The following is a 26,710-nucleotide window of genomic DNA, read 5'->3' on the forward strand; positions in this document are numbered from 1 at the left end:
ACATTCGGGGGAGAAATGACGGTTAGTACGACAGCAAAAAAGGCCCGATGGTGGGACGGTGACGCGACGCAGCGGTACTGGATGGAACTGGTTAATGTCGACACCTGGGGGAGTGAACTGATAGCCCCTGACACGCCTCGCTACGATCTCATGCACGACGTCCGGGTTGGCGATGTTGTTCTTCACTGGGTGGGAAAAAACAACCCGATGGGATTCAAATCGGGAATGTACGGCGCCTCGATCGTGGCGGGAGAGCTGCAGCCGCGGGCAGGGGACTGGTTCGGTAAACCAGCGAACACGATTCCGCTGACGAAGTACGCGCCGCTTCCTCGCCCCTATCTGCTGACAGATCTTCGGGCGGACCACCAGGAAGACATTCTGGGTGTCAAAGGCGAGCTGCACCGAGATTACGCAGAAAATGCGGGATACACGATCTATTTCCCGTTTCAGAAGCATCCCACGACCGGCCTGAAACCGAATCAAGGTTATCTCTTCAAGCTGCCGATTGAGGTGGTCACCGCGGTCCCCAACCTCCTGCCCGACAGCGATTGGGGAGGGTTTGATCGCCCTCTAATGGCGCCCCCGGTGGCGGGTCAGAACGGGGTGAAGCAGAGCTACGCCGGCTTCTGCGCCGATCCTGTACTAAAGAAAGCCATCGAGATGCAGGCCGTACGTCAGGCCATGGCCTACTACGAAGCGGCCGGATACAGCGTCCAGGACGTCGGCGCATTCGAGTCGTACGACCTCGAGGTTGTGCGCGGTGGCGAGGTTCGGCACGTGGAGGTCAAGGGCTCTCAGGGGTACGTCCAGAAGGTCATCCTGACACGCAACGAAGTAAGCCAAGCCAACGAATTTAGCCGAACCGACTTGGTTGTGGTGGCCGAAATTGATTGGGAACGGCATCTTGACGGTTCCATCGCCACCGGAGAGGGAACCATGAGCGTGTACCCTGACTGGCGGCCGTCCCCGGAAAACCTGAAGCCGCTGAGTTTCGAGTATTTCCTCGACTAGGCCTTCGCTGCTGAAAGGTCGCCCCTTCTGATCGGGCGACCCTGACAAGGGAAGTGTGTGGCGGCCTTGTCAGAGTCGCCCGATCAGCGCCGCCGAGACTTCGGAAGGGTGGACGGAAATTGCGTTAAAGTGGGTCCAAGCCTGTTCCGAGAGCCATTCATCGCGCGCCTCATTTTCTCCATCAACAACGGCCACCTTATGTGTGGGCCATGCCAGCTCAGCGATCCATTCACATGATGGCCCAATATCCGCACCTGTCTCAGGAACTGGAACCTTCAGAGACTTCAACGCGTGTGCCAAAGGCCGGACTCGTTCGCTTGTCAGCTCCAATACTGACTCCCACGGACTGAAATCCTCGACTTGCTCCGGTTTAAACGGGTCGCTTGGGGTTGTGGCGAGGCCGGAAAGGTCATCGACTGCTGCCGCGTTCCCGACTATGGCACTGCACATACCCTTATCCAGGTCGGTGCCCGTCCCGTAAAGCAGGCCCCGGTCTAAAGCTCCGTTAAAGTGCTCACAACTTGTCTCCGGAAGGTACACGCAGTTATGACAGGCGGCCAGGTTCCGACCATCAGTTCCCGCGCCAGAGGACTCGATGCAGACTGGATCCGCTGAGCACCACTCCAGTCTGCGGAGCCCGTCCACGAACACTTTCGCGAGAATTGCGCTGTCCGCCTGTGCGGCCAGCCCTCCCAAACTGCCTGCCGAATCTGCCGACGCCGTGAATAACAGCATGCCTGCAGATTCCTCGTCTATATATAGGCGTTCACGTATGGACGAAGTGGGGTATCCCGCATCCAAAGCCAGCTGGTCTATCAGGACATGCGACAAGGTATGAACCGCTACCTTGACAATATCTACGGGAATCGGCTTCTGTTTGCGCTGCGCCGCCGCTTTGCGCGCATTGGAATCCAGCAGGGCTTTCCGGCCCTTGACGAAGGCCTGCTCCGCCCATGTCTGCAGTTGGTCGCGATCCAGGGAAATGAAGATTCCCTCGCCAATGTTCTCCACCGCCGGGAGCCAGTTGACTCGTCCATCTTCGGGGCTCAGTACGCAGGTCTTAACATCTGGATTGTCCTCAGAAGGAGCCAACAGTCGCGTGAAGCCGAACAAGGCCCGGACCTCGCGGAGACGAGTAACACGTCGAACGGCCGTGACTAGTGGCTGAATGCTCGGATCAACTTGGATGGGAAGGCAGACAAAGTCTCGACCCGGAGCGTCTTCCCGGCCTTCGATCAGGGCTTCGAATTCTTGCCGGCGCAGCTCCACCCTGTCTGGAACGTCGTCTTCACCGCTGTGAAACTGGCGTCTTACCTCCGCCAGAATTTGCTCTGCTGTAAATTTCGATCCGTGCTTCTTGACGGTGGCTTTAATGACAAATTTACCTTCTGGCCCGAGAACTTCAGGTTCCGACAGAATATGAGCGTCTTGCGCTACTGCTTTTGCGAGAGCTTCAGAGTAAGGCGGGATTGAAATGACAGAAGAAATGGATGGAAACCAAACGTTTGAAGCACCGCGTTGTACCGTGCGGGGCGGCTTAGCGCACCCTTTCTGCGAAAAAGATGGTCCACCGAGCCATAAGCGGCGACCACTGCACCGCATGGGGCCGAAGGCGCCGGGGGTGAACGCATCCCCGAGGCTGCGTTTTCGCCCGCAAGAGCAGGAGACAAGCATGTCACCCAGCGAGGATGTACGACCCCTTGCTGTCAAGGAGAGCTCGTGGTCGTCTGGAGCAGACGAATAGTATTCGCCGTGGACCCAGAAGTGGTATGGGAAGTCATCTATGTGTCCGTCTTCGCACGTGATAATAAGGCGAGATGGAGTGAGGGCATGCTTCGGCTTACAAAAGCCGCATATGGGGTCATTCCATTTTGATTTCAATTGATGGAGATTCCCCAAGCGCCCGCACTTGCCGCAGGACTGAATAAACGGGAAGCGGATAACCGGCACTGATCCTTGGCGCTTGCTGGAAGAAGGCAAGAAGAGATCTGACACGCGCAGAGCCCGTGCCAACCGCGGTTCAGGTACTCGGGACAGCAGCTCCGTGTCCCACTGATCTAAGCTGGCCACCATGAAACTGGCGTTTTCGTCAGGCAGCAATCCGCCAACGCCGTATGTAGAGAGAAGCTGTGCCCTGCGGAGATTGAGCTCATTCATTAGAAGTTTCCTTCCGGAGGATAACCTGCCGTAGCGGAGTTACTGCGTCGACGTCGCGCATGCTTTCCGGAGTGGCCCAGGGAGCCTTATCCAGAGAGAAGTCGAAGTTGTCTTGTTCTAGAGCCTTGGAATAGCGGATAAGCAGGGCATTGCCTGAGTTCTTTTGGTCTTCATACTGGAGTGACTCCTTGCCAGCGGCTTCCGCGGCCCACACATCAAGGAGGGTCTGAAGCTGCTCGCGTGTGGCTTCAGCCTCCGGTTTCGCCACCGACCTGCTGCGGCTAACCAGCCGCCGTACTATATCGTCTACGACTTCCGTTTTTCGGCTAATGTATGCAGCGGCGCCGGAGCCAGCCAACTCTTGCGAGAGCATACGGACTGCAGAGACGAGGACACCGTGAAGGGCGCGGTCGCGTGAGCGGGCAGCGAAAGGCGTCGCACTTGTGGCCTCCACGGCACGGTACATGGCTTGGTGGAATGGAACAAAGCCCTCAAAGTGGGAACGGTCACGGGACTTCGACGAGTTGAGAATCGTGACAACTAAGCCTGGGAATTTTCGCCCGACCCTGCTCGTAGCTTGGATGTATTCCGCACTCGACTGAGGTTGGCCCATGACTGCCATAAGGCCCAGTCGATCGACGTCCAGGCCAACGGAAATCATGTTTGTCGCCAGGACGACGTTTTCAACCCCTTCTTGGCCCAATGGAGTTTCAAGGTTCTTGAGCTGAGCAGGTATCAAGTTGTTTGGTACGCGACTGGTCAGCTCGTTGGGGTGGGCTTCGCGCACCGACTCTGCTTCGCCGTCGCGAGATGCCAGCAGGCCAAGTCTGACGCGGACGTCATCGCTCACCTGAAGATAGGCGCTTCCGAGTACGCGCAGGCTGTTGAAGTATCCGATAAGGGTCCAGTAAGGGTCCCGATCCTCGTCCATTCCCTCAATCCGCAGCCCTGAATTCAACAAGGATGCATAGACACGTACCATCAATGTCGCGTGGCTAGTTCCCGAGGCCATGACGCCGACATACTCTCTGGTCCCGTATTCGTCACGTGGCGCGCGTTCTGCAAAGAACGAGTCATCGGGTCGAAGTCCGGGCGGGGGAAACAAGGACGAGCGACGGTCGAAAACGGCCTCTATCTGTTTTGCAGCGCGACGGATTGTGGCTGTTGATGCAACGACTTTGGGGCGGCGAGTAGAACTTTCACTACCGCTTCTTAGAGCATCTCCAGCCGCCAGATCGAATGCCGTCTCGTAGATACCCACGGTCGACCCGAGCGGTCCCGAGATCAGATGGAGTTCATCCTGTATGACAAGGTCTGGGCCATAGTCTGTTGCTACCCCGCGGCCAAAGATATTGGCGATTGCACCGTTCCATGCCATCTGTGCGAACTTATCCACAGTGGCGATTACAAGTTCTGGGCGCTCCCGGTATATGTCAGAGTCCACTAGGTGCACCGGAAGGCCGGTTCTGTAGTCACACGAGGAATTTGGGCACTTGATTAGCATGCGCTGAGTAGGAGCGTTGCGGACTGAATAGTCCGACTCTGAAAGCACCCGACCGCACCACGGGCAAGCTTTGAGCTGGACGGGGTTGCCTTCGATAACATTCAGGCCATCGGCTAGTTTCCGCAGATTTCGTCGGGCGACGTCTGTGTTGTTGGGCGTCGCGCCAGCCCCCACCCACAGTCCAATGCTGAATGGCTCGGCCCCAAGGTTTTCGGCCTCTTTCCTTAAGTGCTCAAGGGAGCAAATAAGCATGGCGGATCTCTCGAACTGTTGGATTGTCAACAACCGGAGAGTGTAGCGCATGATGACAGCCACGCCTTTGGCGCCAGGATCACGAAGGCGTCTAAGAAGAATCGTGTACGCAATGAGGCCGAGATATGCTTCAGTCTTCCCGCCGCCCGTTGGGAACCATAGGAGATCGGCAACATCGCGTTCCTCGTGGCTTGCCTGAGTAAGGGATGGAAGATTCAGCAGAATGAACGCAATTTGGAACGGTCTCCAGGACTGTTTGGCGTCTAGTTCGAATGTTCCGCCGGATTTTGCCCGCACCCAGTCCTGCCTTGATCGCTGGATGTGCATCGCCTTATTCGCTAGCTGAAACGCACTAAAAGCTATGGGCTCGGATTGTAGGAGGTCAATGCCGGCCTGTACTCGATCGGCAGCTGCAGAGGCTGCCTCTAGATGGCTTTCCGCTTGCAAGCGCAGATGCTTGGGAACGTCCTCGTCGGCACTTACTTGGACGTCGAGGCCAGCCAGCTTAACGCCGATCCAATCGCGGTATTCCTGGACCAGTAGGGAAAGCTGAGCAGCTACCTGATCCGGAGATGCGCTGGAGAGGAACCCGAAGGACAAGTCAGCCAGGACATCGCCCGTCATGGCTCGGGGCACTTCTTGCCGCGGTATAAATGTCGTCTCGGCATAACTAGAAAGGCCTTCGTGAATATCTTCCTCCTTCCAGGTGGTAGCGCATCCATGACCTGCAGCAAACATCCGTGCATTTCGGTACAGGAGTTGCGCCGTCGCCAGGTCGCTGTCGTCGGAGACACCTTCGTGAAGTGCCTGACGATCCATGAGCGCGGGGGTTTTTGTCTCGACGCCGAGGCCAACCTGGAACCAGCAGTTTGCGTCCCGGTCACCCTCAGCAGGTTTGCGCAGGAGGTTCCGTAGAGCGACGGTCACGGTTACGGCGCCTTGGATTGGAGGCCGAACGAGAATGTATAGCTCGAGGGCATCAATTACTAGGGGCGCGGGCACGGAAGGAGGCGAGAGGAGATCAATAGGGATCGGGGCCAATGAGAGTTCACGCCGGCCCCACCTATCGACGATGCTTTTCGAGGCCCTAACCGAACCCTCCGTATCAGGGTCGGTCGCTTCGTGCCCAGCGGAGACAGGTACGTAGCGCGCCGCCTTCGGGTGGATAATAACCCTGTCCGCAACGTTAAGATCAACGGTGAAGGTCATTCCGATGCTGGATGGGTAAGTCATTCGGCTACTGGCCACTGGGCTGTCCAAGACTTCATCGTCGTCGCCTGTCGCCGCGTCCGCATCCTCCGGAACATCCTCCTGAGCATCATCTGATTCTGGCCAGAGGACCCCTGTCAGGTATCGGTCCAGAGGGCGTTCGTCGAGTATCTCGTCAAAGGCGTCGGGGCCGTAGAGATCCCGTACCAGTCGATCAACCATTTCTGCCCGGAAGGCGTACCTTGAATCAAGGCTTCCCATTTGACTAACTCACTTCCAGCTTGCTCTTGCGAGACCTGAGAACCTAGGCACGAGCCATAAACCTGAGCGTCCCAGACCCATTTCTTCTGTTTGCTCTGAAACACCCGCGGCACACTCGATTGAGGCAACGCGTAAACCGGTGAACCTCGTGGGCCATTTGAACTCACCCCATCGGTAAAAAACTTGCTTCATTTCACGGCCAAACCGCTCTGTAGTTATCCCTAGTGGAGTTCCGTCTGTTGTCTGCAATTCATAGAATGCAGGCTGATCGTCTTGAGCCTCCACGGCAAGGACGGCTTGAGCGGGAGTTCCGATTCCAGCATGCAATATGTTGTGTTGGATCGATATGCCGTCTAGCCCCTCCGAAGCGTAGGGCGAAGTGGTTCGGACATCACTAGAAAAAAATTCCATGCGCGTCACATAGTGCCTCGGCCTTGCGAAATGTAATTCCGTCCATCGCTTGTTTTTCTGATGCTTTTTGCCAAACGTTCCTGGAGGCGCAGCTAGCTTTGCTGACAGGATTGAGTCTCTCGCCCGGCTCAGTGCGACGTACCTGTGGCGGGTCATCTCGTCGTAATTCTTGTCCCCCTCCCTTTGATCCCCGGGTTCGATGAAGAGCACGTGCTCGTACTCTAGGCCTTTAGCCCGATGCACGGTGGAGACGGTTAACGCGGATTTGTCCTGGACTGTAAGTGCCATGGGAATACTGCCACCCATCAGGCGCCGGGCCAGGATCCCGATATTGAGCGTCCCAGGGTCGCGCCAGTTCCCTTCGCACTGTTTCAGCGCCAACCAGTCGGTTTCGGGTTCGGGCCGACCCGCTGCACAAAGTTTCTCTGTAATGCTTTCCTGTGCATATTTTGTGGGTGCAAGGTCATGGAGTGCTGACCAAATCCAGTGAGCGCCCCCCAACTCTCGAACCTGACGCCGAACCGAATGCGCCCATCCTGCAGCGTCCAATTGCTCACTAGCAATCAGGACCTCATAGTTATCACTGCAGAGTACAGCGCCGGTATCGGGCTCAGGATCCAGGACCGATGTTACATCCAGGAAAGACCGAGAGGCCGGCTCCTTCGAACGGAATTTCTCTAAACTTACGAAAGCCAATTCGGCTGTTTCGCTATTTTCCAACTCCACGTTTCGAAGTCCGTTACCAATAGCGACGAGATCCCGTGCTCTCTGGCTTCGGGCGCGATAATTGGTCTCGAGCTCGCGACGAGTCGCACCAAAGTCGTCCAACATCCTTCGGAACAAATTCCTAGCCGTAGTCTTATGCTTCGAATCGTCTAGCTGAAAATCGTAAATGCCCTGAAGGGGGTCACCTAGGAAAGTAAAACCAAAATCGTTGTCGGCTCGCTCGATAATCGCTGTAACCAGCTGTGCCCGATCGCCGACGAGGTCTTGTGCTTCATCCACGCACAAGTGCTTAAGCTCGGCCAGAAAGTCGGGTAAGCCATGCTCCATCAAGAGGTCAGTTGCCCTTTGGATTCGTTTGTCAAAGGACAGGCCGCGGAACTCTTCATTGTCGTCAAGCTCCATCAAGATCGTGGAGGCTAGAGAGTCAAAGGTCCGAACGGTCACCTGATCGACCTCCGCGGCTGCTGCCCGGTTGCGGGCAGCTTCGACGGCAGCTCTTGAGAAACTGAGCACGAGAATTTCGTCCGCCGGATTCAATCCTTCGTGCTCCACGAGATATTCGATGCGGGAGACAAGGACTTGTGTCTTGCCCTGGCCAGCACCAGCGATGACATACTGTCTATCGTGCAAGGGAGCGAATGCCACGGCTGCCTGGCTTGCATCCAGTTCCATCACCGTCATGATTCCCGATTCCAGAGATAGTCAAAGTGGTTGAAGGCCAATTTTTCTCCAAACTGGTCAATATTGTCGTTGACGTTAACGATTAGAACTTCCTCGCTTCCGCCATTCTTAGGACCGCGCAACCCGCGGCCAATCATCTGGAGGTACTTATTGGGTGCGAAGGTCGGGCGGCAGACATACACGGCACCGACTTTCGGAGCATCGAATCCTTGAGAAAGCACATCGAAGTTGGTGAGGACGCGGATTTTGCCGGATCGGAAATCTTCAATCTGCCGGCGCCTGTCAGCTGGATGTGTTTTAGACGCGATCGCCGCGGAGGGAATTCCTTCCGCTGCGAGGGTCGCAGCAAGTGCCTCCGCATGGTCAACTGAGGCAGCAAAGACGAGGGCTGTCTGACTTGATGCGATGCTCTTGACGTGGTCAAGGATCGCGTCATTACGATCCTTACTTTGGGCGACTGCACCGAAGTCGATACGGGTTTCAAGCATGGTGCTTGCTGCCTTCCCTGGCAGGGCTGCCCCGGCCGTGAGCTTGAGTTGGATCCCCTCAAGTGATTCGTGACGGACAGCTGCTAACACGCCCATGTTTTGGAGATACGTATGGGCGTGTTCTGTATCAAATTGCGAGGGAACAAGCAGCTGGCCATCAAACCGCTTTACCAAGCGTTCGGTTTCGCCCTCGTTGACGCCCCGATAGGGTGTGGCGGAAAGACCAATCACCGGTTTTCCACGGTCGGTGTTGGTGCGGCCAAATGCCTTGAAAACGTCGGTGTAGATGGGTGCGATTGCTCCATGTGCCTCATCGATGACCAATATATCGGCATCAAAAAGCCAGCTGTATTTAGCTGGTCGATTTTCCACGATGCTGCTCAACGTCTGAATCGTTGCGACGACGACGTGCATCCGTGTTTCTTCATGCTTGGCCTCGTTGCTGTCCCAAAGCCGGCTTACTGCCATGCGTTCACCAGGAATACCCCCGGCCTGCCAAACATACAGCCAGGCGTCGACGGCTTGGTCGCAGAGTTCCTTCGTGTGGGCCACCCAGACGACCAGTTGCGGTTTTTCGGTTGATGCAGCGTGTGCAACGATCGAGTCAACAGCAACACGAGTTTTTCCTGCGCCTGTTGGCAGCTGAACGATCGCACGGGACTTGCTTTTGCCAGCCAGGACGTCTTGGATTTGCTTGCCCACGTCAACTTGGTAGTCGTGCATCGGGCTTAACTGAATAGGGCCGACAACTTCCTCTCTGGGAGGCTTCTTACCGCCGCCGGAAGTCGAAAAGTAGTCTTCCGAAATTCCCAGGCTTTTCAGAAAGTCCCTAGCGGCCGCACTGCCGTTGAATTGAGCTGGAGTCCTAATGCCCTGCTGGTCCAGGAAGGGCTTGAGCTTTGGGAATAGGCTGGCTCCGTGCAAAGTGCTTGCGAGCTTAGCCAGTTTCTTTCCGCTTAGTTTCTCGTCTGTACGATGGTCGAGCATCTGGAAAACGTGTGGAGGAATGAGGTCGCGGATAGCCTGCTCACCGACAAGTGCTACGAGCTTTTCATCTTCGTCCGTCAGTCCAGCTATTTCCTCCATCTTCCGGACGCGCTCGGCTTCTGCCTTGGCAGCTGTTGCGGCTGCAAGTACCTGGGCGGCTGTGGACCTCTTTCCCTTCGCCTCGAGAAGCGCCTGGAGCCATCTTTGGGGAGTCAGATGGGAGAGGTAATAAAAGGTCTGATCATCAAGGTGAGTCTCAAGGGATCGTCGGCTTTGGTGATCGTCAACGTTATTGCTTGTAACGAGTGCTAGTTCGAAGCACGGAACGAGCTCCACCTTGGAAGCGCCCCCAAAGGGTATATGTATGTAGGGAATCCGATCCCCGAGTTGTTGACGCGACCCCGCCTCGATGAACGCAAGTTGAGTGTCAAACACCACCTTTACAGAGGGTAATTTCCAAACATCAGTTAACGCGTCGTTCAGGTCGGTGTTAGTAGTGAAAATGACGGCAGCGCCCCGGGTTTCGGCATAGTGCCGGTAGGTGGCTTCGTCGGACGCTACCGCCGCATCGGAGAAGGGAAGCTCGGTGGGGCCGTCTTTTGTTTCTACACGGATCTGCTTTGGACGAGGCAAACGCTTGAGCGCAGCGATACCGTAAAGCTGATGAAGCTGGGAAACACTGAGATTTGCGGCGGCCAATTGATATATATGGGACCAGTTGAACTTTGAAGCCTCCGTTTCCAGTCGGAGGGTAGCGGCGGTTTCAGAATCATGTGGCGTGGGGAGGAACCCGCTCGGAATACCTTCTACCGGGCCGACTGCATTGGCCGTATCGATGAGCCCCAACGCAGTGTCAACAACTCCATACCTTACTGCCCACCAAAGGTCAGGATCGTCAACCTGAATGTCCGCGACATACTGATTGCTAACGCTTACTACCACGGGGTAGTGACGGCTGGTCAAAATATGTCGGGTGGCCATTAACCGGGCTTCCTTGCTTGCCTTGGTGAGAAGCTCAAGTTCGGGAGTAGTGAACGCAGCAGCGAACTTCAGGTGGATACTTGAAACTGCTGTGGGAGAACCAACGAACCGTTGTTGTATAGCTTTTCCCTGCGCTTCACGCCAGTCACGGTAAAGCTGGCCGGAGGAGGTCTGAATAGGTTGGCTGAGACCGGTCCTGACTCCGAGTTGTCGGAGGAGCGCCATGTCCGCAGCGTGGTATACGCCGTCGACCACAAGGTCAGGATCGTCTCCGCCGTTAGTTGGAAAGATTCCGCCCCGGCGCCAAACTTCGGAGGCCTTGCGCCAGGTGCCGCTTTCGCATCGAAGAGGAACGGAAAGCTGCGGAAAGGCTTCCTGCAGTTGGATTACCATCTGAGGCGCAGGCACGGAACGAGCAAGCCGCCACATGCTGCTCTTAGCGTCATCATCCGCTTCGTCGCTCAACACCATCGCAACTACCTTGCGCAGTTGGCCCTGCGCGTCTAGTAGGCCGATGCCCAGAGTTCTCAGATACTCACGCACATTCTTGAAATGGACCAGTTTCAAGGAGACGAGGTTTTCAGCATTGTCGTCATCATCAACGGGAACAAAGATCGAGCTGGCAAGTGGTTTTTGACGGCTGCCGTCACCGGCGAGGACAATTTTGGACTGCCTCATGTCGGTCCAAAGTTCCGGGTGGGACTTATTTATGGCAACAGCAATTTCGAGAGCACTAGCAAAGCTTTCGAGTGTGCCCGGGTAAACAATCTCCTCGAGCCATTCCACCACAGTTGCTCGTCCAACTTTGGCCATTCCCAGCAGGCGCTCTAGGGTGGCGTTTCGGTCTCTGTCCGAGAAAGTCGTTCGGTGTGCCCAGGGCCGATCGCAGGGGACCGCCGCGTCCCACAAGGCCTCAATTTTCCCCGCCTCAATTTTCCCTGAGTCACGAAGGTCGGGTTCGACATGAACGTCGGTGGCCAGCCGAAGATTGCCCGTCCTGTCCGGGATGAAACGCATGGATGCGACAGCCTGCATAACAGGATTGTTCAATACTTCATCCGCCCAGGACCGTGCTTCGATGGGGCGGTACCGGGCCGGAAGGATGTCGAGGACGCTCCCGGGGTCTGCAACGTCGATAAGGTCCGGAATTGCTGCGGCAACTATGCGCGGCACCGTGATCTTAAGAATTTCCTCGTTATACCGCCCGGCCAGCATGTTCTGGCGGTCCTCATTCAACTTGAACGCAGCGTTGATGATACCGCTAAGAGACGTGAATGTGGGAGTTGGGAAGTAGTTCCAAAATTGGCCGGGGCGTTTGCCCCTATTCTTCCGTGGGACCGCCCAAGTCACTTGCAGCTCAGACCGAGCAGCGATGGACCCGGCTTCTTTCATGGCATCCGCGGTTGGATAGTGCGGAAAACTAAATACGTCCCAGATGACCTCTTCTTCGCCGCCTGGAGAAAGTCTTACTTCGTGACCTTTTCTAGACGCCGTCCAGAACGCTCTTAACCCTGTGCGGCGGTTGTCTAGTTCCAGAGTCTGGATTTGTTCGGAAAAAAGCATGAATTCCGGCGGAAAGTCCTTGAACTCATCACCGAGCCACAAAAATTCTTCCCGGAGAGGCAGCCGCACTATGGTCGTTGCCCACTCCATCAGCTCTGCCAGGACCGGGTCACCTTGTGCCGCTTCGCTTGGTTCAAAGGCCTCAGCAAGGCGCAGCACAGGGAAGTGTTCCTGCTCCGGGAGGACTTGGGAAATGGCCTCGCGGGCTTTATCGCGATCCCACCGGACGGAGACTGTGCGGCTTATGATTTCCGGTCGATCGCTGACCTGCAGAACGGACTTGAATCCCAGCCCGAATCGGCCTATCTTGTCGTCACGCTTCTGAGAGGAGTGCGACATAAAAAGTGCTTCAAGGCCGGACTTGGCCAGTGGCGCGCCCTCATTTGCACAATATAAATTGTCGGCGGTGAGGACGAGGGATATGCGGCCCGACACTCCATCCATGGCATCCGCCGCGTTCTGGACTAGCTCGTGTAACTGCTTGCGCCCATAACCACTCTCGACTGTACTTCTCTCGATGTTGTCATGCTCTCGTGCCAGGTTGGGACGTATCCTGTATGCTTCCAGGGCTGTCTTGGCATCTTCAGTGACCCAAGTCCCCAGTCGAGCTTCCGGACCCTGCCACATCGAAAAATTTTCCAATACATTCCCCCGTAGGACCCTGCTACTCCGTAGTATCAGGGCGGAATCTAGAAATTACTTCTACGGTTCTATCACTTGATAGTGATAAAAACAGGCATGGTCGCCAGGTTGACTGGTGTTTAGTTGAACTTTCCGGCAAAAAGACGTCCGATGGCGGAGCCGAGAACAGTGGGCACGGCTTTGCCGGGTGCTTCGCGATCGCAGTTTTCGGACCAACCCACAACCGGTCATGGGAAACTCCTGCAAGGTGGCGGCCTCGACAGCCTGATGGCTCGAGGTTCAACTACATCGAGCTATCGGCTATTTCCGGCTTGAAGTACTCGGATCGCCCCCGTGACGGAAGGTCTGCTCCAGTGCATGTGTCCCATGCCGTCAACAGATTCCGTCCTGTGCTTCACCCAGTAATGAGCGAAGAGATTCTCCGGGAGGCAGAAGCGGCTCCCCTCTAGGGAAAGCCTTGTGATGGCCAATCAGGATGGCACGTTTTCGATTCTGGGCAGCACCGTAGCTAGCTGAGTTAAGGGGACGTTCAGTGTCGTGACGATACCAGGCTAAGGGCGGCATCGGGAAGGTTCGTGGATGAACGTAGCGAGTCAGGTTCGGTCCTCGGTACAGGACTGTCACGGACATCCGCGGTGTCTTGTGTTGCGGGTATGGTCCCGTCGCCGGTATCAATCCATTGCGTTCTCGTCTTCGTGTCGAGGAAATCCGCGGGGAGTTCTCGACCGAGAGCTGCTGCCAGGACGTGAGCCGCGAGACGCGGTGGAATGGCGTTACCGATCTGTTGGGAGACGTCCTTGCCTGACCACGGGTAGTCAGCGGGGAACGTCTGGAGCCGACCCGCCTCTGAAACTTTGAGACGATCGAGTTCACCTTCGTCGGAGAACAAGCGGTTCCGGGACACTTTCCCAGTAACCGTAAAAGCCGGTTCCTTCGAAGTGCGCCGACCGCGGGCCTTCGGATCACCACCGGTTCCATAATTGGAGACCAGCACGAAAGGCTCTACCCGGTCCAAGGTTTCGCCGATGCTTTGGCACGGCAGCAACGTACGTCGGTCCGTAGAAGCTTTCACCTTTTCTCTCCTGAACCGCTGGTGCGTTGGGGCGGGAAGTACGGGGGTGCGGTACCGGTTCGCGATCAGGATCGCGCGGCGCCGGGTCTGTGGGACCCCATACTCCTCTGCGTGGAGTATGCCGGTCACGGCCCTATAACCGAGTGATTCCAGGACTTTCGCCATGGCCTCCCACACGGGCAGGACCGCCGGCACCTGCTCCAAGACGATCACCTGGTAGCCGTTCCCCGCCTGATGGGCCTCCAGTGCCCATCGCAGCGGCTGCAGCACCAGCCCTGTCCGTTCATCATCCAAAGCCGCTAAATCGGTAGTGACGTCGTCCCCACCGACCATGCGCGCGATGAAAGACAGGACCTGGTCCAGGGCCTTGCGACCGGCACCTGCCCCGGCCACGGTGTATGTCTGACAAGGAGGCCCCCCGGTAAGGATCGTCGCGTGGGGAAACTCGGCCGGGCCGTGCTCCCGTACGTCACCTTGCACGGTTTCCAGCCCGGCGGTTCGCCTGGTTGCACAGGCATTCTCGTCCCACTCGATACCAGCCACAGACAATCCCAGCCAGCGTGCAGCGACATCTAATCCACCAGGACCGGCGAAGAGATCCACCATTTGAACGTCAGAAAAAGGTGGGTCGGATTGCACGAAGCTCATGGGACCCAATCTTATCGGTCGCCCAACCCGTTGAGCTTCAACCCAAATGGGGCCATTAGAAGGGCCGCGAAACCGACGTGACAATGGCGATCGGAACCGCGTCAACGCAGGGCTTCACAAAACCTCAGACGAAGAGAAGAGGAAGACCGCCTGCGGCGGGGCTCAATTCGGCGCAATCAAAGTCCGGTACGAGGGGCCGGTGGTCTCACCAGCCGGAGTCCAACCGGTACTGCTGGGAGCGCTGATCTGCGCCGCCGTCGCTGCACCATCTACAAGAGTGCGCTTACCCAGCCAGACCCTACGGGCAGCCCCAGGCAGTCAAGCACCCGCGGGAGTGCGCTTAAGCAGGCACCCAGTACGATCGCTGACCTGTCCCATCAGCAGGAGCCGTCGTCGCGCCGATCGGGCCTGTCACAACAGGGACTTACAGTGCAGTTCTGGGGGATGCCCACTACTCTGAGGACAGTTTTTGCGTTGGCGGTAGCGCCAGATGGGGGATTCAAATGGTGCTTTCCAACCGGGAGTATGTTGGACGGGCTCTGGAGACGTTGGCAATCGGTTTGGAGCCTTACATCGCCGAGGTGTTATCACGCGTGGCACCCGGCGTCGCCTGGACCAAGATACTCCAGCACAAAGATGAGAACGCCGGGCGGTCAGCGCAAAGCTACGCAGCTACAGATCTCAGCGTGCAGCTGCGGGTTATGACCGAGGCCCTGGGAACACTGGGATACCCCTTCGACCTCTCCCACGCGGCCCGCAGCTACACCTCGGAGCTGCGGCAGGTCCCCACAATGAGGCTTTTGACGATGACGGCGCGTACCGGTCCATGGATACCGCCCGCAGGCTGGCAAAGCACCTCAAGCTAGTGGACGCAACGCAAACGATCGCCGCTCTGGTGGACGACTACAAGTCGCGTCCCACGGTAAGCGACGGCGCTGTTTTTGACGATCCGGACTTGGGTGAGATGCATGACCAGCATGAAGTCCCGGTGGACAACGAACCAAGCGAGCAGCCCCTCAACCAGCACAAGGTCAGCATCGATGTAACAGCTGCCGAGGTACTCAGTTATGCGATGGCCACAACGGATTCAAGTTCCTTCACCAGGTAAGAATCATCAACCCCGGTGCCGAAGTCCGTGCGGCCCTAGTCCGGATCGAAGTCCTGTCCACGGCCGGAAAAATCTCCGAGGATTTCCAGCAGTTTATTGACCTCGCCGCAGGCCAGACCGTCGTCCTGGATGATCTGGATGTCATTGTCTCCACCAACACCATGTACGAGCTCTCCGACATGCAGACAGGCAGCGTGGTCGTCACCGTCGAATCCGGCGCCGCCACTGGCGCATCGGAGCTTGGCAAAACCGAAGCCCGGATTGATCTCCTTCCTGCCCAGTTGTGGGTTGCCGAAAAGGGGCTGGTCTCTTATGAGTTCCTCGCAGCGTATGTTCAACCGCATCACCCGGCGATTGCGAAGCTGATCTCGGAGGCGGCGGACCTGCTACTGGAAACAACGGGCAGCAGCAGCCTCGATGGCTATCTGGAGAACGCGGAACGCGTAGATGAGCTTGCCTTCGCAATTGCCAAAGCGGCCAGCAACCGCGACATCCGCTATAGCATGCCCCCAGCCAGCTGGGGACTGCAGGGTCAGCAGATCCGCACACCCACACAGGTCCTGGAGGAGCGACTCGGCACGTGCCTGGACACCGCAATTGTCATGGCAGCGGCGCTGGAATACTGCGGAATCGGCCCGTTGCTGTGGATGGTCGACGGACACGCGTTCCTGGGTTACTGGCGGGAAGAAGGCGCGCTACCCACAGCTGCCTCGGACGACGTGCCTGAGCTTGTCAGCCTCGTTCAGCGCGGCTACATCGGCCTCATCGAAACCACCTTGCTGACCGGAAGCCAGCCGATCACCCCGGCGACGCTGCGGAACAGCCCTCTGTCCAAGTACATCGAGGCAGGCCATGACGAAATCCGCGCCGTCGCCGACGTTCGCCGGGCTCGGCTCGATGGCATCTTTCCTCTGCCAGCCCGTACAACATCGGGAACCGGCGCCCCGGTCGTCACCACTTACACGCCTTCATCCAGAGTGGAGCCCGTCCTCCCAGGGAAACAGGGCAAAACGAGCCGCACCTCGGTTCACGCGACAGCAGTTCCCGCCCGGGTCACGCAGTGGAAGAACGCGCTCCTGGACCTTAGCCTGCGGAACCGGCTGGTCAACTTCACCGACACGGCCCGCTTCCCGCTTGCGGTACCCAGCTCTTGGATCGGGCATTTCGAGGATCTCATCAACAATGGCGAACCGGTCAGCCTGCTTCCGTCCGACCAGATCAGCGCTGTTTACCAGGAACGCGGAATCCGCTTCGGCCGGGACCTGCCACAGGAGGAACTTACTAGTCTGCTTAGTTCCAAAAACAGCGGTCTTCGCTGAAGTCAGCGAGGACGCCTACAGCAGCAGGATGCGTGGCCTTGCCTACAAGGCCAAGACGCAACTGGAAGAAACCGGGGCCAACAATCTGTACCTGGCACTTGGAAGTCTTATGTGGGACCTCGATGGCCGGACTCTACGCTCGCCGTTGGTCCTGGTGCCGGTCAACCTGACCTCTGCAGGAAAACAGGGCCTCTACCGCGTTACCCTGGACGAGACCGGCCAGTCCACGCCAAACTACTGCCTTCTTGAAAAGCTTGCCCAGTCCCACGGACTGAGGATACTGGGGCTGGCTGAGCCGGTGGAGGATGGCTCGGGGATCAATCTCGACGCGGCTTCGACGCTGTGCGGGAAGCCGTGTCCGCGAAGGGACTCGCCTTCCGCGTGGAGAACACCGTGGACCTGTCCATACTCCAGTTCGCCAAGTTCCGGCTATGGAAGGATCTGGACGAAAACTGGAAACAGTTCTCCAAGAACCGCCTGGTCCACCATCTCATCAGCACTCCCACCGAACTGTTCCACGACGCAGTCACGGCGGGCGAGGACGTCGATCTCGATGCCCTCGCTGCACAATGCCCCATCCCGGCCGACTCATCCCAGCTTCAAGCTGTAGCGTCCGCTGTGGCCGGGCAAACCTTCGTCCTGGAAGGACCTCCTGGGACGGGCAAATCACAGACGATCACCAACCTGCTCACGCGCGCCATCGTCGAGGGCAAACGGGTGCTGTTCGTTGCAGAAAAGCGTGCGGCACTTGACGTGGTCCAAAAACGCCTCAACGAGGTAGGCATGGGGCCGTTCTCCCTGGATTTGCACGACAAAGGCAGCAAGCCCGCCGTCGTCCGGGCCCAGATCAAGCACGCACTGGAGCTGCGTCTTGAGTCGGATTCGCAGCAGCTTGAAACCGCCTCAACTGATCTTGCAGCGGCCCGCCGCGGCCTCATCCGTTACGCCGGCAACCTCCATGAGGAAAACGGGGCGCAGCTGTCCCTCTACAGTGCCAGGACGAAGGCTCTTACCTACGATCACGAGGATCCCGCGATCCCCCTGGGAACGGACTTCACCTCCTCTGTGGACGATTCCGTCTTGGGACGCGTCCGGGCCCTTCTCCGGGAGTTGCCCGAGTACACCGACTGCGCCCGCCCGGGGAAGGACCACCCTTGGCGGTTTGTTACCGCCGGTGCCGGGCAGGAGCAAATCGACCAGCTCCTAGCAACGGGGCGCGCCGCCTGGACGCGGCACTGGACGCCATCCGTTCCGTCGAAGGCCTGACGGAGGTCGTATCCACCGCGGGGCACGCATCCGACGTCGGGACTCTTGCCGCGCTGCTGGGGGACCGAAGCGTTCCGCTGGAAACGCTTGACTCCGTCCGAACGGGAAGTTGGTCTGCCGGTGCCGGCCACCTGGAACAATTGGTCACCGCGTTCGCTGCGGTCAACCATCCTGGTTTGGACAAGGTTGGGCCCGAAGCTATGGACTTGCCCCTCCAGGACATCCTGGTACGGGCGCGACAGGCCGCGGCAACGGGATTTTTTGGACGCAAAAAGCGAATTCTGGCAGTTGGGGTTGAACTGGACCCCGTTGTGCGAGCGGGCGCTGAGATCAAACACAAGGAACTGGTGCCGCTGCTGGAGAATCTGGTTGCCGCGCAGCAGCAAATCCAAGCCCTCCAAAGCGAGGCACAGGCAGTGCCGGGGGTCGCGGTGCCTCAATCATGGAACCCGCTCACCGAGGCCGGGCAGGCGGCGTTAAACCACCGCCTCGGGTGGCTTCGCTGGGCCGCCGAGGCAGTGGTGCCAAATAACGGAAGTGCGGCTCCTTCATTCCAAGTGGCGCTTCGGGCATTCCTGGCCGATGGGCCCCCAGTGCACGAGAACGTGGTCGGTTGGCTGCACGAGCTCGCCCTGGCATGGGAGTCCCTGACGAAAATCCAGGTGGTCTCCCAGCAGGAACTGACAGCCTGGACCGGGAACGCAGGCCTTTTGCAGGTCTGGCAAGAGACCCGAGCGGCCCGCCGTCTCGATCCCACCGGTTCCGCGCCGTTGCACCGCTGGCTGGAGCTGCTGCAGCATGTCGAACCGCTGCAGTCTATGGGACTGCACGGGGTACGGACAACAATCCTCGACGGACTTCTTGATGCTGACGACGCCGCATCGGCCTTCGAGCGGGGGCTCGCCGAGAGCTCCCTCGAGGAGCGCCGCCTTGCTACGGGACTCCAGGACTTTGATCCCCACGCGCATGAACGCACCATTGAACGGTTCACTACCCGTGCAGCAGCTGTCCGGGACCTTCTGAAACGCAACCTTGCCGCCGGCGTCGTCAATCAGCGCCAAGTCTCGTCGTCGTCGACTTCTGGCCGCATGGGGGAGCTGCAACGCCAGCTGACGCGCCAGCGAGGCGGCATGACAGTCCGCAAGCTCATGGAGAACTACGCGGACCTCATCACACACATCATGCCGTGCACGCTGGTCAGTCCCGACTCCGTCGCCAGATTCTTTCCTGCGACGGCAGACCTCTTCGACATTGTGGTGTTCGATGAGGCCTCGCAGATCCGCGTTGCCGACGCCGTCGGTGCCATGGGCCGGGGGTCCTCAGTGGTGGTGGTGGGAGACAGCAAGCAGATGCCCCCCACGTCCTTTGCGGAATCGTCCGGAGACTCCTCCGACGACGTCGAGAACGACGTCACGGCAGTGGAGGACATGGAGTCCATCCTTTCCGAATGCGTAGAGGCACGCGTACCCAGGCAATGGCTTTCGTGGCACTACCGCAGTCAGGACGAGTCACTCATCGCGTTCAGTAACCAGCAGTACTACGACAGCAAGCTCTCCTCCTTCCCGGGCCCTGCCCACGGAGCTGCGGACGCGGGGATCCACGGCCATGGTGTTAACTTCGTCCGGGTGAACGGACAGTTCCACCGTTCCGGGCCTTCCAAATTGCTGCGAACCAACCCCGTTGAGGCAGCTGCTGTTGTGGACGAGGTGCGCCGGCGTTTCGACTCGGACTCTTCAGGGTCACCATCCGTGGGTGTAGTGACCTTCAACCTGCAGCAGCGGGCACTGATCGAAGGCCTGTTGCGCGATACGGATGACGCCAGAATTATCAAGGCGCTGGACGAGGACCCCGAGGGCCTCTTTGTGAAGAACCTTGAAAACGTACAGGGTGACGAACGGGACGTGATTCTGTTCTCCACCGGGTTCAGCAAGAACGACAAGGGCTACCTTCCCCTGAACTTCGGTCCGCTGAACCGAGGCGGTGGCGAGAGAAGGCTCAACGTAGCGGTGACGCGTGCCCGGCGGCAGGTGGTGGTGTTCTCCAGCTTCAGCCCGGGAGATCTGCGTTCTGAGGACACCAACTCGGTCGGAATCAAACACTTGCGCTCCTACCTGGACCTGGCCGAGCAAGGAACCGCAGCGCTGCCTTATGACGGCCGCCGGACCATCGGTGTGGACCTTCATCGGGAGGAGATTGCCGATGCGCTCCGGGACCGGGGCTTTGTCATTGCAACAGACGTAGGGCTGTCCGACTTCAAAGTCGATATCAGCGTTGCCGTTCCCGACAACCCCAACCGCCCGCTAATGGCCGTGCTTCTGGACAGCCCCGCCTGGGCTGCCCGCCGGACGGCAGGGGACCGGGACGGGCTTCCCGGTGATGTTCTTACCCGTATGATGCGCTGGCCGTCGGTGCAGCGGGTCTGGCTGCCGGCCTGGCTGGCCGACCGGGACGAAGTGCTGGACAAGCTAGAAGCTGCGCTGGAGGAAGCGTACGAAGCGGCAGCTCCTGCTTCAGAAACTCAGGATGCGCTTGCTGGCGGAACTCCTGCGGTGACGCGCTCCGGACGACGTGCGGCAGAGGCGGCCAGACCTGAGCAGGCGTTCGTTCTGGTCGCCGGCAAGGACACTTCGCCGCCTGGCCAGGGAACCCTCCTGGAGGCCGTTCAAGCGAACCCTAGGCCAGCCACGCTTGTTACCGCATCCGCCCGGTCCAGTTATGAGCCGTGGACTGTCCGGCGCTTCGGGGGCCTTGAAGTACTGGACACGCTTCACTCACGCCGCTCAGTGACAGCCGTGCGCGAAGCCATCCAGGATGTGGTCGCCGTAGAAGGGCCTGTCCACCAGGAGCGGCTCGCCAAGCTCGTTTGCGCCGCTTTTGACCTCAACAAGGTGAACTCGCAAAGGGCGAATTCCGTACTTGATGTTTTGGACGAATCACTGCACTACTGCGATGCCGACGGATTCATCTGGGACGCGTCGGTTGACCGGAAGATGTGGGAGCAGTTCCGCCCCAACAGCGCTGACGTCACGAGGAAGCCTGAGCACATCAGCGTGGTCGAAATCCGGAACGCGATGGTCGACATTGTGCGGCTTTCTGGTGGCATCGCAGTGGACGAGCTCCACCGGGAAACCATCAGGACCTTCGGGAGCAAGCGTTTGACGGCAGGTGTGACATCCCGCCTAAACCAAGGCTTGCAGTATGGCGTCGACAGTGAGCGGCTTGAGCTTCGAGGTGCCTTTGTGCAGCTGGCTGGTTAAGGTCCTTAGCACTTGGCCCTATAGCAAGATGCCCGCACAACACAGGAGACAAGTTGAAGCGCTATGAAATTACTAGACGCGGAGCGTGGTCAGCGACCGGAACCGACGAGGTAGTCGGGGCTGACCTCAGGTGGCAGCAAGCGTTGTTATTCATGGCAAGCGCGGACATGAACATCGACTACGCGTTGGCGAGTCTGGATCATTCGCAGACATATTCTTTCTTAGAAGAAGACGGTGCCATCTGTTGGCTAGTGGAACACGAAGTTGACCAAGAGCCCAGCGATGGGCTGTAAGTGAGGGGCTGCAGGCTACAACGGCGAATCTAGGAGCGTTTCTTGGGCAGTGTAGACATCATCAGGTATTCCTATTTGTTGCCCGGGAGGGAACTCCTTGGTCCGTTTAAGTGCTGAATTTAGTCTTTGCACGTCTTGAGAGCAGTTCCCAGCGCCTATCACTATAAAGGGCGTCATGCACCCTGGCCGGCGTCGTCGTCCGTAACTCAAGTCCGGGGTGTTAGGGTCCGCCGCGACGGAAGGTATCTTTGGGGCGGGGGGCCGTACCGGTCATGTCCTACACCGGTGTCCGGGTTGAGCGCGGCCAAGCCGAGCAACAGCGTGCTACCGGTGGCCGCGTCGATGGCTCTCGCCGTCATCATGATTAAGGAGCGTGACTGGTGAACATCGCCAGTGATTGGGCTGTCAGGATCAAGGCCTTCCATGAGAAGCAACTGGACCGTCCCCGCCGTGTCTACCGGCTCGGCCGCACTAAGATCCTGCTGACCCGTGGCCAGATAGTGTCCACGCTCGGTGCAACCTTCGGGGCAGTGTCGGTGGATTCGCCTGACTGGCTGTTCTGGCTTGCAGCCGTTGGCGGTTTTGTCGGCGGAAAGTATTTCTACCCGGTTCCGCGGAGCAGCGTGGCGAGCCCGTACGGCTTCAGGGATCTGGCCAGGAAATCTCCCGGTGATTTGGACTTGATGACGCCGGCGGACATCCGGGCCTACCAGTTCAACGTCGAGTTCGTTCAGAAGGGTGTCACCCCTTTGGCACTTGGGACTGAAGAAGCTCTTGGCCGCCAGCGGGAGGCAGCCAGGACAGCGTCCCTTGCTACGAACACGGACGCTGCGGTGCTGGCGCATCTTTCCTTGGCGGACGTGAAGGAATACGGGAAAGCCGCCGCCCGACACGATTTGCTCAAACGGCGGTGGCTCACCTACGAAGTGGACCCGCAGCTGCAGTTCGATTACCCCGCGATGGCCGACACTTCCCTCCCGACGACCGCGGCCATGGTTAGGGCCATGCGCGCCGCTGACCACGAGAGGACCACGGGTAATCTGGTTGGTTATAAGCTCGCGGTGGACAAGTTTTCCCAGTCGTTGGCAGCGGCGGAATCAGCGGCTGGGGTTCCGTAGACAGAGCAGTTGTTCCAGGGTCAGGGGCGCTGTAAGGCAAGGACAGATTCAGTGCGAATGCTAGGTTCGGACCCAATCCGACAGGGCCAGCGCCCCGCCATGCCTTCACTCAGGCAAATGCAGTGCGAGCCCCCTCAGAGGGAGCTCTCTGCAGTGCTCTCTTCCGAGTTATTGTCAGAAAGTTCGGGCGTATCATCCCTTGGCGACCGCTTCGCTTCGATTTGACTCGCTGCACGGATCACCACATCACCGCCCACCTTTGCGATCCCAACGGGGACTGCCTTGGCGACGGACGAAACAGCTGTTGTTGATGTCTTGGCGAAATCGGAGAGCGACTTGCGCCACGTCTCGCGTTCAACCTTTCCTTCAAGCAGCCCTTCCAACCCGTATATTTGCGCGAACAGACCTACCAGGCGGACGGCGATCTCAGCGGAGTCCAGAAGCGAACGACTCTTCTGGGGGCTTCGAACACGATTAAAATCGCTGACGTTGGCGGCGGTTGTCAACGCATCCTGCAACGACTGCAAGTGGCGCGCCGCTGCTTCCTCCCGTCTGGCAACGGATCCTTGGATTGCCGAGGCATGTGCCTCGACCGCTTCTGGATCACGTTGACGCAAATGCACCAGCTCAAGCGTCTCGAGGCGCTGCTGGTTTGCCTGGCACGCGGCCAGAATCACGAGCCACGAACGCAGTTCTTTGCTCGCGATGGCCTCAGCAGCGTTGGCCTTTTCGGTAAGAGAACGAACATCTAGGGATTGTGTCAGAAGCTCGATCTGTGCCAAAGCATGCGAACTGGCTTGTGCAAGTGCCGTCGCATGGCCTGCGACTTGAGACCACGCAGTGTCAGTGATCTTGCCGGTCTCCTCGTATAGCTCGAATGCGCGAAGGAGTACCTGAGTGAGGCCTTGGACATCGCCTAGGGCCCGGGCCCTATTGTCGTCAAGAAGGCGATCCAATTTCACGTCCATGACCTGGGCGAGTTCCTCAAGCTGCGCGACAGCGCTGCGAAGTGCCATCGTCGCAGTCAGGGTCGCCAGATTGGACATAACAAGAGGATTCATTCCGCCGGTCGTGAACTGCGCAAAAGAATCAATTTGACCCTTCGTTCCGCGGAGCACGCCGCTGAACACGCCGTTCTGAGGAAGATTGAATTCCGCCAACTCGAGGAGTCGTTGGTGCGACTCGGGGGTGAGTTGCACCCAGCTTCCGTCCATCGAGGTCAAGACCGCCCCGAGCCCGGAGGCTTGAGCGACTAGGTCTAGAGTTCCCTTGCCGGCCAACTGTATCTGCGTTAGGTCTACGTCCAAGCGGGCGAGGAGGGCGCCGATTAGATCGGGGTCTCCTGCGACGACGGCTGCGCCTCCGGAGACATGGATTCCGATTTCCTTAGATGATTCGATCACATCGGCATTCTGTCACATGGTGGCTCAGCAGAACGTTTGGAAGTCCTACGCGGCGCCCAAAGAGTCTGAGGGTAAGTGTGGGGGAGGCGCCCTGCCCGAATCTCTAGTTAGATAAACTTCTGCTGCGCCCATGCTTCCTCTCATGCCAAGCAGGGCGCCTGCCCCGCTAGAGTCGGGGACTTTTCCTCCGGGCCTTGTCAAGAATTTGCGCTGCCTGTCGGTATGCTTGCTTGGCTTCTGGACTCGTAACTGCCCTGTATACCCGCACACCTTCGCCCGCTATTTTTCTTACTTTTGCCTGCATTTCTGGATCCGCGGCGAGCGAGTGCAGCTTGGCGCCATTGGCTTTGGCCTTGGCCCCGCCGTTCTTCAGCAAGGCGGCCGCCTTGTCCAGTTTTCCAGGCATGTTTTCTCCGTAAGGTCAGTAAATCGTCAACCGAGATTAGCGGCTTTTGTACTGGGGTGTGGCCTGGGCTTGAATTCGCTGGTTTCAAACATTGATCTGGCGATGTTGGATTGCGGAAGCCCAGAGCCGAGCCGCGGAGTGTTCGATGCGGACGTTGATGCTCTCCTCGGGTCCGTTGGAGGTGCCGGCCGGTCCAAATGGGCCAGGGTGTCGGCGGCGAGCCCCTTTATGGTCCGGCCAAGTGCGGCCACCTCGCGCGAGGGGAGATCTAAAGTTCGAGACCTCCTTCGCGCTCCACGCTGCCGATTGCCGAGTACAGGCGATTGAGCCGTGTAGTCTTGCCGACTTAAGTAATATCGGAGAGGCAACAGTGTGATTAGCCAGCCTCAGCCGTCGAAGTCAGACCGCACTGCTGCAAACAGCGCTGCGACGTCAGCGTCCATCCAGTAAACGGACGGAGCACCAACCTCGCCGTCCTTCCAATGCTGGGGCAGCCTGGCCTGCGCCATCGCCGCCGCCACCTTCTCCGACAACCAGGCGGCAGTGCTGATCGCCGTCGCGGCCCTGGGCATCTTCTACAACGGCTTCTTCCTCACCGCCATCAACGGGCTCTCGGTGCTCCTCTCACCGAAGGAAGCCCCGGCCGCCCTGCCCGGCATCAACGGTGCCTCCTTCGGCATCGGCGCAAGCCTCGGCGTCTTCCTCGTGGCCCCGTTCGCCGCACAGGCCACCGCCGCCGGGTACGCCACCGCCCTGTGAATCTCGGCGGCCATTACCGCCGCCGCGTTCATCGTCAGCCTCTTCGTCGCCACCCCCAAGGGCGAGACCGTCTAACCCCTATTACTGTAGGAGAACTACCATGACCACGCCCTCCCCGTTCTATCTGGACTGCGACACCGGCATCGACGACGCCCTCGCCCTGGCCTACCTGCTGGCCTCTCCTTTTGCCTGCGTGAAGGGCATCGGAACCGTCAGCGGCAATGTCAGTGCCGCCGCCGGCGCCCGGAACACCCTGGATCTGCTGGCCCTTGCCGGATCCGCAGATGTGCCGGTGGCCCTTGGTGCGCATGACCCCCTTGCCGGCTCCTTCGGCGGCGGGGCGCCATGGGTGCACGGCGAGAACGGGATCGGGGAGGTAACGCTGACGACGTCGGTTGCTTCCGTTGTGGGGGAGAGCGCGGCGGAGATGCTGGTGCGGCTCGTCCGTGCGTACCCTGGTTCGTTGAAGGTGCTGGGCCATCGGGCCGCTGACTAACATCGCCGAGGCACTCCGGTTGGAGCCGTCCCTGCCGTCGTTGGTGGAGACGGTGACGGTGATGAGCGGGGCGGCCCTGGCTCCCGGGAACATCACCCCGGTGGCTGAGGCCAACATCTTCAACGACCCCGAGGCTGCCGCACTGGTGCTGGCCGCCGACTGGGACGTTACCCTGGTGCCGCTGGACGTGACCATGAGCTCTGTCCTGGAGGAGACGCACCGGCAGGTGCTGCTGGCGTCTTCGTCGCGGGTGCCGCGGGCGCTGGGGGAGATGCTGGGCTACTACTTCCGGTTCTACGAGGACATTTACGGCCGGCCCTGCTCCGCGATGCACAATCCGCTGGCGGCGGCGCTCGCTGTTGGGGCTGTTAAGGCCGCTGTTGCGCCCCTGGTGCGGGCCGCCGTCGACCAACGGCCCGGGCCGCGGGCAGACCATCTGCGACCTCCGGGGGCTGTACGCGGGCTACCCTCCGGTGGCGGGGGCGCGGTGCCGGGTGGTGCTTTCGCTCGAGGAGGACTTCGTGCCGCACCTGGTGGAGACGCTGCTGACACTACAGCCGGTGGGCGAGCTTGTACCGTCGGGTTAGCCTTTCGAGCCCCGGACAGAGAAACGGCGGGACGAAAAAACCGGGGAGGGGTCTTCCCCCCGTTTTCCTTTTTCCTACTCTTCTTTCTTTAGTTCATAAACCAAG

The 26,710-nt window shown here is 58.9% G+C and carries 15 protein-coding genes and 4 pseudogenes; 10 read left to right on the plus strand and 9 right to left on the minus strand.

What is annotated here, in order from left to right; translation table 11 throughout:
- Positions 1–15 precede the first annotated feature (15 nt).
- On the plus strand, positions 16–1,011 hold the full coding sequence (locus tag AC50X7_RS16710; RefSeq protein ID WP_494980043.1) for a protein NO VEIN domain-containing protein: 996 nt from the start codon (positions 16–18) through the stop codon (positions 1,009–1,011).
- A gap of 69 nt (positions 1,012–1,080) precedes the next feature.
- On the opposite strand, the gene drmB is transcribed toward AC50X7_RS16710, so the two are convergent.
- From drmB to AC50X7_RS16735, 5 genes are all read right to left on the minus strand, one after another.
- Positions 1,081–3,168, minus strand: a complete 2,088-nt coding sequence (gene drmB / locus AC50X7_RS16715) for a DrmB family protein (protein WP_494980044.1) — start codon at positions 3,166–3,168, stop codon at positions 1,081–1,083.
- Positions 3,161–6,394 (minus strand): helicase-related protein, encoded by a 3,234-nt coding sequence (locus tag AC50X7_RS16720; protein WP_494980045.1) that lies wholly within the window; start codon positions 6,392–6,394, stop codon positions 3,161–3,163. The genes drmB and AC50X7_RS16720 overlap by 8 nt, the downstream gene beginning before the upstream one ends.
- A 9-nt stretch (positions 6,395–6,403) precedes the next feature.
- Positions 6,404–8,212, minus strand: coding sequence for a UvrD-helicase domain-containing protein (locus AC50X7_RS16725; RefSeq protein WP_494980046.1), 1,809 nt, complete (start codon positions 8,210–8,212; stop codon positions 6,404–6,406).
- Entirely contained in the window at positions 8,209–12,873 is a 4,665-nt protein-coding gene (locus AC50X7_RS16730) for a DEAD/DEAH box helicase (RefSeq protein ID WP_494980047.1), read from the minus strand. The genes AC50X7_RS16725 and AC50X7_RS16730 overlap by 4 nt, the downstream gene beginning before the upstream one ends.
- A 529-nt stretch (positions 12,874–13,402) precedes the next feature.
- Positions 13,403–14,593: a DNA cytosine methyltransferase gene (locus AC50X7_RS16735; RefSeq protein WP_494980048.1), complete on the minus strand. Its 1,191-nt coding sequence runs from the start codon at positions 14,591–14,593 to the stop codon at positions 13,403–13,405.
- A gap of 503 nt (positions 14,594–15,096) precedes the next feature.
- Here AC50X7_RS16735 and AC50X7_RS16740 point away from each other — a divergent pair.
- The 7 genes and pseudogenes from AC50X7_RS16740 (at position 15,097) to AC50X7_RS16770 (ending at position 22,954) form a co-directional block, all read left to right on the plus strand.
- Complete coding sequence (locus AC50X7_RS16740; protein WP_494980049.1) at positions 15,097–15,459, plus strand: Swt1 family HEPN domain-containing protein; 363 nt, start codon at positions 15,097–15,099, stop codon at positions 15,457–15,459.
- Positions 15,459–15,701, plus strand: a complete 243-nt coding sequence (locus AC50X7_RS16745) for a hypothetical protein (protein WP_494980050.1) — start codon at positions 15,459–15,461, stop codon at positions 15,699–15,701. The genes AC50X7_RS16740 and AC50X7_RS16745 overlap by 1 nt, the downstream gene beginning before the upstream one ends.
- A gap of 161 nt (positions 15,702–15,862) precedes the next feature.
- Positions 15,863–17,020, plus strand: a complete 1,158-nt coding sequence (locus AC50X7_RS16750) for a DUF4011 domain-containing protein (protein ID WP_494980051.1) — start codon at positions 15,863–15,865, stop codon at positions 17,018–17,020.
- 28 nt (positions 17,021–17,048) lie between these two features.
- A pseudogene (locus AC50X7_RS16755) lies at positions 17,049–17,216 on the plus strand (DUF4011 domain-containing protein); the annotation flags it as partial.
- A 158-nt stretch (positions 17,217–17,374) separates the two neighbouring features.
- On the plus strand, positions 17,375–18,286 hold the full coding sequence (locus AC50X7_RS16760; RefSeq protein ID WP_494980052.1) for an AAA domain-containing protein: 912 nt from the start codon (positions 17,375–17,377) through the stop codon (positions 18,284–18,286).
- Between the two features lie 200 nt (positions 18,287–18,486).
- The gene (locus AC50X7_RS16765; protein ID WP_494980053.1) at positions 18,487–21,543 is read left to right on the plus strand and encodes a DUF3320 domain-containing protein; all 3,057 of its coding nucleotides are present in this window, start codon (positions 18,487–18,489) and stop codon (positions 21,541–21,543) included.
- Between the two features lie 673 nt (positions 21,544–22,216).
- Positions 22,217–22,954, plus strand: a complete 738-nt coding sequence (locus AC50X7_RS16770; RefSeq protein WP_494980054.1) for a hypothetical protein — start codon at positions 22,217–22,219, stop codon at positions 22,952–22,954.
- 134 nt (positions 22,955–23,088) lie between these two features.
- On the opposite strand, the gene AC50X7_RS16775 is transcribed toward AC50X7_RS16770, so the two are convergent.
- The 4 genes and pseudogenes from AC50X7_RS16775 to AC50X7_RS16790 form a co-directional block, all read right to left on the minus strand.
- A complete protein-coding gene (locus AC50X7_RS16775; protein ID WP_494980055.1) occupies positions 23,089–24,357 on the minus strand; it encodes a hypothetical protein in 1,269 nt (422 codons plus the stop codon).
- 166 nt (positions 24,358–24,523) lie between these two features.
- Complete coding sequence (locus tag AC50X7_RS16780) at positions 24,524–24,763, minus strand: hypothetical protein (RefSeq protein ID WP_494980056.1); 240 nt, start codon at positions 24,761–24,763, stop codon at positions 24,524–24,526.
- Positions 24,764–24,789: 26 nt separating this feature from the next.
- Positions 24,790–25,017 (minus strand): annotated as a pseudogene (locus AC50X7_RS16785) (transposase); the annotation flags it as partial.
- A gap of 132 nt (positions 25,018–25,149) precedes the next feature.
- Entirely contained in the window at positions 25,150–25,335 is a 186-nt protein-coding gene (locus AC50X7_RS16790; RefSeq protein ID WP_494980057.1) for a DUF6416 domain-containing protein, read from the minus strand.
- Here AC50X7_RS16790 and AC50X7_RS16795 point away from each other — a divergent pair.
- Positions 25,256–25,597: pseudogene (locus AC50X7_RS16795) on the plus strand (MFS transporter); the annotation flags it as partial. The gene AC50X7_RS16790 and the pseudogene AC50X7_RS16795 overlap by 80 nt on opposite strands.
- Positions 25,598–25,622: 25 nt before the next feature.
- Positions 25,623–26,605: pseudogene (locus tag AC50X7_RS16800) on the plus strand (nucleoside hydrolase).
- Positions 26,606–26,710: the final 105 nt, after the last annotated feature.

Source organism: Pseudarthrobacter sp. Hb11 (assembly GCF_059383655.1).

Coding starts and splice junctions, on each gene's coding strand:
- AC50X7_RS16720 (WP_494980045.1), bottom strand. CDS start 6,394: ATGGGAAGCCTTGATTCAAGGTACGCCTTCCGGGCAGAAATGGTTGAT.
- AC50X7_RS16725 (WP_494980046.1), bottom strand. CDS start 8,212: ATGACGGTGATGGAACTGGATGCAAGCCAGGCAGCCGTGGCATTCGCT.
- AC50X7_RS16750 (WP_494980051.1), top strand. CDS start 15,863: ATGTACGAGCTCTCCGACATGCAGACAGGCAGCGTGGTCGTCACCGTC.
- AC50X7_RS16710 (WP_494980043.1), top strand. CDS start 16: ATGACGGTTAGTACGACAGCAAAAAAGGCCCGATGGTGGGACGGTGAC.
- AC50X7_RS16740 (WP_494980049.1), top strand. CDS start 15,097: ATGGTGCTTTCCAACCGGGAGTATGTTGGACGGGCTCTGGAGACGTTG.
- AC50X7_RS16780 (WP_494980056.1), bottom strand. CDS start 24,763: ATGCCTGGAAAACTGGACAAGGCGGCCGCCTTGCTGAAGAACGGCGGG.
- AC50X7_RS16765 (WP_494980053.1), top strand. CDS start 18,487: ATGGACTTGCCCCTCCAGGACATCCTGGTACGGGCGCGACAGGCCGCG.
- AC50X7_RS16790 (WP_494980057.1), bottom strand. CDS start 25,335: ATGCCCAGGGCCGCGACGGCGATCAGCACTGCCGCCTGGTTGTCGGAG.
- drmB (WP_494980044.1), bottom strand. CDS start 3,168: ATGAATGAGCTCAATCTCCGCAGGGCACAGCTTCTCTCTACATACGGC.
- AC50X7_RS16735 (WP_494980048.1), bottom strand. CDS start 14,593: ATGAGCTTCGTGCAATCCGACCCACCTTTTTCTGACGTTCAAATGGTG.